The organism is Terrisporobacter muris (genome assembly GCF_024621905.1).
Classification (GTDB): domain Bacteria; phylum Bacillota; class Clostridia; order Peptostreptococcales; family Peptostreptococcaceae; genus Terrisporobacter; species Terrisporobacter muris.
The window spans coordinates 1-9403 of sequence record NZ_JANKBY010000133.1; the positions used below are offsets into that span (position 1 = coordinate 1).

At 28.2% G+C, this 9403-nt stretch carries 10 protein-coding genes; 8 read left to right on the forward strand and 2 right to left on the reverse strand.

Annotation, left to right across the window (positions count from 1 at the left end; all coding sequences use genetic code 11):
• Positions 1-115: 115 nt before the first annotated feature.
• The 3 genes from NSA58_RS11125 to NSA58_RS11135 are packed head-to-tail and all read left to right on the forward strand — an operon-like array spanning position 116 to position 2750.
• A complete protein-coding gene (locus NSA58_RS11125) occupies positions 116-691 on the forward strand; it encodes a cupin domain-containing protein (RefSeq protein ID WP_079764820.1) in 576 nt (191 codons plus the stop codon).
• Between the two features lie 22 nt (positions 692-713).
• Positions 714-1952: a competence/damage-inducible protein A gene (locus tag NSA58_RS11130; protein ID WP_039680926.1), complete on the forward strand. Its 1239-nt coding sequence runs from the start codon at positions 714-716 to the stop codon at positions 1950-1952.
• A gap of 15 nt (positions 1953-1967) precedes the next feature.
• Positions 1968-2750, forward strand: coding sequence for a Cof-type HAD-IIB family hydrolase (locus NSA58_RS11135; RefSeq protein ID WP_039680927.1), 783 nt, complete (start codon positions 1968-1970; stop codon positions 2748-2750).
• 12 nt (positions 2751-2762) lie between these two features.
• Here the strand turns inward: NSA58_RS11135 and NSA58_RS11140 are convergent, their stop codons facing one another.
• Positions 2763-3353, reverse strand: coding sequence for a zinc dependent phospholipase C family protein (locus NSA58_RS11140; protein ID WP_039680928.1), 591 nt, complete (start codon positions 3351-3353; stop codon positions 2763-2765).
• Between the two features lie 163 nt (positions 3354-3516).
• Between NSA58_RS11140 and NSA58_RS11145 the strand changes: the two genes are divergently transcribed.
• The 3 genes from NSA58_RS11145 to NSA58_RS11155 all read left to right on the forward strand — a co-directional run bounded on the left by NSA58_RS11145 (position 3517) and on the right by NSA58_RS11155 (position 6185).
• A complete protein-coding gene (locus NSA58_RS11145) occupies positions 3517-4083 on the forward strand; it encodes a DJ-1 family glyoxalase III (RefSeq protein ID WP_039680929.1) in 567 nt (188 codons plus the stop codon).
• A gap of 11 nt (positions 4084-4094) precedes the next feature.
• Positions 4095-4934, forward strand: a complete 840-nt coding sequence (locus tag NSA58_RS11150) for a pentapeptide repeat-containing protein (RefSeq protein WP_039680930.1) — start codon at positions 4095-4097, stop codon at positions 4932-4934.
• A 237-nt stretch (positions 4935-5171) separates the two neighbouring features.
• Positions 5172-6185 (forward strand): YeiH family protein, encoded by a 1014-nt coding sequence (locus NSA58_RS11155; RefSeq protein WP_039679687.1) that lies wholly within the window; start codon positions 5172-5174, stop codon positions 6183-6185.
• 44 nt (positions 6186-6229) lie between these two features.
• On the opposite strand, the gene NSA58_RS11160 is transcribed toward NSA58_RS11155, so the two are convergent.
• Entirely contained in the window at positions 6230-6748 is a 519-nt protein-coding gene (locus NSA58_RS11160; protein ID WP_257560468.1) for a fascin domain-containing protein, read from the reverse strand.
• 272 nt (positions 6749-7020) lie between these two features.
• Here NSA58_RS11160 and NSA58_RS11165 point away from each other — a divergent pair, with 272 nt between their 5' ends.
• Together NSA58_RS11165 and NSA58_RS11170 are read left to right on the forward strand one after the other, a co-directional pair.
• The gene (locus tag NSA58_RS11165; protein ID WP_209006040.1) at positions 7021-7179 is read left to right on the forward strand and encodes a zinc-ribbon domain-containing protein; all 159 of its coding nucleotides are present in this window, start codon (positions 7021-7023) and stop codon (positions 7177-7179) included.
• A 255-nt stretch (positions 7180-7434) separates the two neighbouring features.
• Entirely contained in the window at positions 7435-8697 is a 1263-nt protein-coding gene (locus tag NSA58_RS11170) for a cation:proton antiporter (RefSeq protein ID WP_257560469.1), read from the forward strand.
• Positions 8698-9403 lie beyond the last annotated feature (706 nt).

The window sequence follows — 9403 nt, forward strand, 5'->3', positions numbered from 1 at the left end:
AATATATGTAGTATTATATTTGTGAAAATATGAAAAATATTACATGCAAATTAATTTGAAAATTTAATATATTGAAAAATATTTAAGGGGAAGAAGGTTATTAAGGAAGTGAAAAATGAAAAAAGATATTGATATGAATATAGACGTTGGTCAAAAAATCAGAGAACTAAGAAAGAGTAAGAAATTTAGTATTACAGATTTATCACAAGAAAGTGGTCTAAGTACAGGACTTATTAGTCAGATTGAAAGAAATATGGTAGTACCATCAATAAAAGTTATGTGGAAGATTGCTAACGTATTAGAAGTTAATATTGGATATTTCTTTGATGAAGATGATAAAAATATAGAAGAAAAGGTAGTAGTTAGAAGAAATGATAGAAAGTCCATTAATACGAATGATTCTACAAAATCTTATGAATTGTTAATGCCAAACTTAAATAATAAAAGGATAGAATTTCTCTTAATTACATTAAATGAAGAAACTAAAATAAATAAAGATTTAGTTTCACATAAAGGAGAAGAATGTGGATATATAATAGAGGGAAAAATGAAAATAATATTAGAAAATAAGGAATATATATTGGAAAAAGGAGATAGTTTCTATTTTGATAGCAAAATTCCTCATGTGTATGAAAATTATGGTGATGAAAAATGTGTATTAGTTTGTGCAATGACACCACCATCATTCTAAAATAAATAAGAAGGTGATATTAATGAAAGCAGAAATTATTACTGTAGGTACTGAAATACTTTTAGGAGATATACTAAATACAAATACTCATTATTTATCAAATGAGCTTGCAAATATGGGGGTAGATGTATATTACCAAATAACTGTAGGAGATAATGAAAAAAGATTATTAGATCAGTTAGGAGAAAGTTTTAAAAGAAGTGATTTAGTAATACTAACTGGAGGGTTGGGTCCAACGGCAGATGATCTTACAAAGGAAGTCTGTGCAAAATATTTTAATTTGGAAATGGAGTTTCACCAGCCTTCATGGGACAAAATTATAGAAATATATAATAAAATGAAAAGAACACCAACAGAAAATAATAAAAAGCAAGCTTATTTTCCAGTGAACTCTACAATACTACCAAATGAATATGGTACAGCTCCAGGGTGCATTATGGAAAAAGAAAGTAAAACTATAATTGTAATGCCAGGTCCTCCAAGAGAAATGAAGCCTATGTTTGACAACTTTGTAAAACCATTCTTGCAAAAAGGTAGCAAAGATATACTTAAGTCAAAAGTTCTTAGAATAGTTGGTATAGGAGAATCAAAGGTAGAAAATGATTTACTTGATTTAATACAAAAACAAATAAATCCTACTATAGCCACTTATGCAAAGGATGGAGAGTGTACTGTAAGAATAACAGCAAAGGGAAAAAATATTGAGGAAGCAGAGAGATTAATACTTCCAGTAGCACAGGAGATAAAAAATAGATTTAAGGAAGCTGTATATGGAGAAGATGAAACAACTATAGAAGATGAAGTTGCGAAAATTCTAGTGAAAAATAATTTAACTATAGCTGTAGCAGAATCTTGTACAGGAGGTATGGTATCTTCTTCTTTAATAAATTACCCAGGAATATCTTCTGTTTTTATGGAAGGATGTGTAACTTATTCAAATGAAGCTAAAATAATGAGCTTAGGTGTAAAATCAGAAACACTAAATTCTGTTGGAGCAGTAAGTGAGCAGTGTGCAAAAGAAATGGCTGAAGGTGTGGCATCAAGACACAATACAAATATTGGACTATCTACAACAGGAATAGCAGGACCAGAAGGTGGAAGTGAAGAAAAACCTGTAGGACTTGTATATATGGGAATTAAAATAAATAATAAAACTATAGTAAAAAAATACATATTTAATGGTGATAGACAACAAATTAGATATAGAGCTTGTAAAACTTTATTAAACGACTTAAGACTAGAATTATTAAATATAATATAGATTTTAGGAGGAAAAATGATAAGACATATATTTTGTGACTTAGATGGAACTCTTTATAATGATGGAATTAGCGATGAAGATGTAAAAGCCATAGAGGAAATAGAAAAAGAAGGTGTAATATTTCATGTGGCAACGGGAAGAGTATTTAAACAGGCATGCGATATGATAAGTAATAAAATTAAGTTAAATGGATATTTTATTTGTGAAAATGGTTCATTTATTTTTGACAAAGATGAAAACTTAATTTTTAAAGAGCCAATTGATGATTATTTAGTGAGAAAAATTATAAATAGATTTGAATCGAATTTAGCTCATATTTATCTAAAATATAATGGGGAGATAGTTTTAAGTGGAGGAGAAGATGTTTTCAGTCATTACACTAAGGACTACATCTTAGACGAAGAAATATTTAAAAAAGAAAATTTTGATAATCTAGTAGGAAATGTGGGAATAGTTTCAGATAATATGGATGAACTTAAAAGATTAGAATATTATTATAAAAGTGAATTTGGCGAAGTATGTGATATTTATTTATCAGGACCTTATACTTTAAATATAGTTCCTAATCATGTATCTAAACGTCATGGAATAGAACATATATGTAAAAAATATAATGTGTCATTGGAGGAAGTTGCAACTATGGGAGATTCACCTAATGATATATGTATGCTAAAAAATATAAAATATAGTTTTGCCATGAATAAATCAAATGAAGAAGTAAAAGAAAGTGCATCTTATGTAGTTAATAGTGTAAAAGATGGTATAGAAATGATTAAAAAAATAAATAGGACTAAATAATAGTCCTATTTATTATACACAGTTTTTTAATGTATAAGAATTTGCTGTATTAATTAAAATTGAATCTAGTACATGATTTACAATAATATTACAAATATATGATGAAAATTTTAAATCGTTTTCATAGCTAGTACAACTAGATTTATATTTTTTATATAGATTATGGAAAAATTCTTCCACACTATGATTAATTTCATAATCTAAATCACAATTTGAAAAATCCATTTCTTTAGCATAAGAAGCAAGTTCTTTTTCATAGACAACATGCTTATTCATACTATGAGTAAATTCCCAGCGCTCGCTGTGAGGAGTAGTGAAAAAGTCACATAAAAAATGACAAATAACACCCAGCTCTTGACTTAATTTACTTATGGAAAAATATTTTTTTAAAGAATCTAAAGTTAACTGACATAGATATTTGATTTTTTCAAGAACCATAGATAAAGACTCTTCTAAATAATGCTTATTAAGTACATATTTTGAAGAAATATCTGGTTTAATATTACCATAAATAAAATTCTTCTCACTTAGAAAGAAAGATTTATTTGATTCTAGATTATCTAATACAGATTTAGATATAATAAAATGTGTGTTTATTAACATTGATTCACCTCATAAGTTTTATATATAGCTAAATAATATATATGAATTTTCTTGATTTTGCTTATAATAACTATCTATTAAATGATAGCAAGAATGAAAAAAAAATTCAATATGATAATGATTCCAATTGAAAATTATTACTACGAATAAAGGAGAGAATAAAATGAAAAAAGTATTAGTCTTATTAGCAGATGGTTTTGAAGAAGTAGAGGCACTTTCAGTAGTAGATGTACTTAGAAGGGCTAATGTAGATTGTAAGATGTGCTCTATTGAAGACGAGTATGTAAGAGGAACTCATAATATAATAATAAAATCTGATTGTAATATTAAAGATATTGATAAAGAAGATTATGATGGAGTAGTACTTCCTGGAGGACTACCAGGAGCAGAGAACTTAAAAGTAGATTGTGTAAAAGAATTAATTACAAAAATGAATGAAAAGAAAAAAATTGTTGCTGCTATTTGTGCAGCCCCAGAAACTTTAGAATATTTTAATATACTTGAAGGAAAAAAATGTACTTCATACCCTGGTTTTATTCAAGATAAAGAGAAAGTTAATTACGTAGAAGATGAGGTTGTAGTAGTTGATGATAATATAATAACTAGTAGAGGGCCAGCAACTGCTTTAACTTTCGCCCTATCAATATTAGAAGAATTAAGGTGTATAAATGAAGTAGAAGATATAAAAGAAGGAATGTTAGTGAATTTTTATAATAAATTTGCTAAATAATAGGAGAAAAGATGAAGTATAGAAATTATAATGATAAAAAGTCTTATGAAAATTTAAAAATAGATTGTAGTAAATGTTTTGGATTTTGTTGTGTAGCCTTATATTTTTCTAAAATGGATGGTTTTCCAAAAGACAAAGTTTCGGGAGAGCCTTGTATGAACTTAAGTAAAGATTTTACTTGTAAAATACATAAAGACTTAAGCAAAAATAATCTTAAAGGATGTATTAACTATGATTGTTTTGGAGCTGGTCAAAAGGTTGCTCAGTATACATATAAAAATTTGAGTTGGCAAAATTCACCGCAACAATCACAGGAAATGTATGATGTTTTTGTAGTAGTTAAAAATTTGCAAGAAATGATTTGGTACTTGTATGATAGTATTACTTTTGCAGAAAGTGAAGATATGAGAATTAGAATAAATCTTATGATAAAAGAAACTGAAAATCTTACTAATCTTTCTGGAAAAGATATATTAAATATAAATATTGAAGCTCATAGAATGAAAGTAAATTCTCTTTTAAAAGAAGTTAGATCAAATTTAATAAAAAACAAACAGCATAAAAGAAAAAATGATATGCCTTTAGGTTTTGATTTTATAGGAAAAGATCTTAGAAGAAAAAAACTAATAGGAGAAAACTTGGCAGGAACTTTATTAATAGGAGCAAATTTACAAGACGTAGACTTAAGTGGAGCAATTATTATTGGGGCAGATATGAGAGATGCAGATATTAGAGGATGCAACCTAGAAAATACTATGTATCTTACTCAATCCCAAATAAATAGTGCAAGAGGAAATTCAAAAACAAAATTACCAGTATTTATAGAAAGACCTTCTTACTGGGAAAAATAGAAGAATTTTTAGAAAATTTATAATAAAAAGCTTGATTCTAAATTATGATATGCTCCCTTTATAGTAGATAGTTTAAATAATAAAACTGTTACTATGAAGGGAGTGTATTTTTATTATAAATTATAGTACTTTAATTATAAGTATAAATTATAGATAAATAAATATTTATAATTTTACATTATAGTAATTTATTGGTAGAATTGAAATGAAATTATACAAAAGGAGACATTATTTAGAATGAAGAAAAAATTAGAAGTCATTCCTGGTTTCTTGATAGCTTTACTTGTGGCATTTTGTGCAAGATTTATAGAGTCAATTTTACCAATACATTTAATAGGAGCATCAGTAATAGCACTATTTATTGGAATGGGTATAAATCAAATTAAAAAGCCGAGTAAGAAAATTCAAACTGGATTAAAATTTACATCAAAGAAAATATTAAAATTTGCAATTATATTATTAGGGGCATCTTTAAGTATAGGGACTATACTTCATGTAGGAAAACTTTCTTTAACAGTTATGATATTTACTTTACTTACTTGCTTTGGTGGAGGATATTATATAGGAAAGATATTAGGTCTTGATTGGAAACTTTCAAACTTAATTTCTGCAGGAACAGGAATATGTGGAGGATCTGCCATAGCAGCTATAGCACCAGTTGTGGATGCAGATGATAAAGATATAGCATATGCCATGTCTGCTACATTTTTATTTGATATGGCTATGATAATCATATTTCCAATTTTAGGTCAAAAGTTAGGTCTTAACGATATGGCTTATGGACTTTGGACTGGAACAGCTGTAAATGATACGTCTAGTGTTGTAGCCGCTGGATATGCATTTAGTGAAGGTGCAGGAGACTTTGCTACAATGGTTAAATTAACAAGAACTCTTTCTATAATTCCAACAGTACTTGTTTTCTCTATGATAAGTGCAAAGCTTAAGAGAAAAGAAAATCCAAATGCAAAACAAGAAAAAGTTAAATTAACTAACATAATACCTTGGTTCATACTAATGTTTGTAGCTATGGCTGTAGTTAATAGTTTTGGTGTAATACCAGAAAATATATCTTTATTGATGAAAGATTTAAGTAAATTTTTAATGGTAGCAGCTCTTGCAGCTATTGGAATGAATACGGATTTTAATGAGATGAAAAAGTCAGGATTAAATCCTATGATACATGGGTTTATTATATCATTACTAGTTGTAATTGTTGCAATTGCAGTGGAATATGCCATGGGAATAGTATAATAAATATAAAAAGGAAGTGTGACTCATACACTTCCTTTTTATATTTAGTCAACCATTCTAAACTTAAATCTTGTTCTAGGACCCGCATATTCTGATCTAGCGACCAACATATTATCTCTTTGTCTAACATTGACGTACTTTCCTTGCGGAGCCATCAGACTAAATTCCATATACCCAGTTCGAAAAATATTAAAAATAGTGGCATTATTTTTATTAGCATCAGCAACTAATGCGCCATTATAATCAATTCTTACAAATTGTCCCCCGACAATTCTAAGCTTTACTTGATAATTATTAATAGGAATTATTCTAAAAGTCTCACCTTGTTGAGGAATGGCACCAACAGCATATAAAACCTCATCATATCCGACTATTATAAATGCATTTGAAAATAACGATTTTATTTTTACCCTAGGAATATCTTGACCTGGAGGTATGACTGGTCCAGGTTCTGTTTCAGTTGGAAATGGTGGAATAACTGGACCAGGTCCTGGGATTATCCAAGGTTGTGATGCGGGGCCTGGCCCTACTTGTATAACTGGCTCACGACTTTCTATACTCATATTTTGCCCCCCTATGCTAAACTACTTACTTTACTTTATGATTATGAGTAATGGAAGGTTACTTTTAGTGAATTTAATTACTGATAAAAGAGTATTTGAATAACAATATTAAGAGTAAATAAAAACGCTGAAAGCTAGGAAAATCTTGTATTTATTAAGATAATGTGATATGCTTAGATGTAAAGAAAAATAAATAAAGATTAATTTAGATAATAATTTTCTCCTATAAAGGCAAATTATTGCTATCTAGTCTTTATAGGAGGATTAATATAATGGATAAAAAAATAATATGTAAAGACTGTAAAGCTGAGTTCTTATTCACAGAAGGAGAACAACAATTCTACAAAGAAAAAGGATTTGATAACGAGCCAGTTAGATGTCCAGAGTGCAGAAAAGCTAGAAAACAACAAAATAACAACAACAGAAGATAGTTCTGTTAAAGAAAAGTTATAAGATTAAATCTTATAGCTTTTTTAATGCAAAGTAAAAGAAAAATATATTAATAATTAAGTGTAATTCTATGGAAGACAAAATTCTCTTAAAATTTCTAGAAAACTCAAAAAATGTTAATAAAATTTTATATTTTGACAACGTTTGCTAGCGTTGACTTATGATAATCACGGGTATATAATGAGTAATTATTAAATTAAAATAAAAACAAAATTGAAAGAGTGGAGATGAATTGTATGGAAGGAAGCATAGAAACAATTGCTACCAATAATTTATTGTTAATATTTTCGATGATAATAATTACGGGTATTGCACTGGGAAGAATAAGTGAAATATTAAAAATTCCAGATGTAATACTATACTTAATAGCAGGTATAATAATAGGACCAGCTTTTTTTAATATTTTAAGTATAGGGGCTTTTCCAGTAGAAAATAATTTAATACTTACTTTTGGATCAGCATTTATATTATATGAAGGTGGTAAAGAAATTAACTTAAAAGTATTAAATAAGGTGAAGGTAAGTGTTGGAATGTTATCAACAGTAGGTGTTGTAATATCTACAGCTGTAGTAGGTGTTGTGGTAGCTATGATATTTAATTTACCTATTATGACAGCTTTTCTTTTAGGTGCTGTTATAGCTTCAACAGATCCAGCAGCTCTTATACCTGTATTTAAACAAGTTAGAATAAAGGACAAGATAAAACAGACTGTAGTAAGTGAATCTGCTTTTAATGATGCAGTAGGAGCTATATTATCTTCAGCATTATTAGGTATAGTTATGAGTGGTCAGTTCTCAGCTATGGAAAGTTTTAAGGAATTACTTATTTCTGCAGCAGTAGGAATAGGTGTAGGAATATTAGTAGGATATTTATTAATAATATTAGTTTCAGATAAAAGAGTGGGAATATTTCATTCCTATGCTCCAATTATGTCGATGTTAACAGTTACTCTTGCTTATGAATTAGCTACAATGTTCCATGGTAGTGGATATATGGCAGTATTTATGGCAGGGTTAATTTCAGGAAATAAAAAAATGTTTGGAATTTGGTTAGAAGAAGCTGATTATCAACCAACAGTACATTTTACAGAAAGTATAGCTACAATATGTCGTATGTCGATATTTGTTTTACTAGGGACTCAAGTAAATATATCAGCATTAGCTCAATATTGGTTACCATCATTAATAACAGTATTAGCTTTAATGTTTGTAGGAAGACCTTTAGTAGTGTTAGTATCTACTGTATTTGATAGAAAAGCACAGTGGACATTTAAAGATAAATTATTTATGATGTGGGTTAGAGAAACTGGAGTTATACCAGCTGCAGTATCAGGAATAATAGTGGCTATGAAAGTACCAAGTTATGAAATAATATCTTCAGTAGTATTTATGACTATACTTGTAACGTTAATAGTACAAGCAAGTACTACTAAGATAGTTGCTAAAAAACTAGGAGTATTAGAAGAAACAACAAGTAACGTATCTGAAGTTGTAGCTTAATGTAATATCAAATCCCCTTATAATATGATAGTTATATCATATTATAAGGGGATTTGATTAATTATTTAAAAGAATATAAAGTTTTATTTTTTGATTTAGAACAAAGACTATAAATTATCTTTCATAAACAGAAATGGAACCTATTGCAACACTTTTACCATGTACTACTATTATACTTGGATACTTCCCTGCTCATGTCTTGGTAAAATTAGTTCAATATCATCCTGATTGTAAATAGCATCAAAAATATCAATGTCATACCAACCTGGATACCCAAAATATTATGGATATTTTCTTCTTTTAATTCCTTAATTATTAATTCAGCACCTTTTATTTTTATTAATATACCTCCTAGTCATTTAAAAATTATTATAAAAAAACCAAGCTGAAATGTCAGCTCAGGGCGAATATTATCCGTGTTACCACCTGAATTAAAGAAAAAGTCTTGCACTCAACTCCTATAGAGTAAATAGGATTTCTTTTTATCGGTAGAATTCCAGTGAAGTTTACTAAAGTAAAAACCTGTTCTTTTCACTGTTTAAAGGCTAGTTCCATTTTATTTTCATGAAGATTTTCATAAACCATCTTCTTTCTGGGCTTTAAATAAAAGGTATTATTCCTTATCATTGCACCAATTATAATGTTTTGAAAAATCTGAAAAATAAATCGGTAAGATTTTATCACTATACATTGATAACTGTCAACA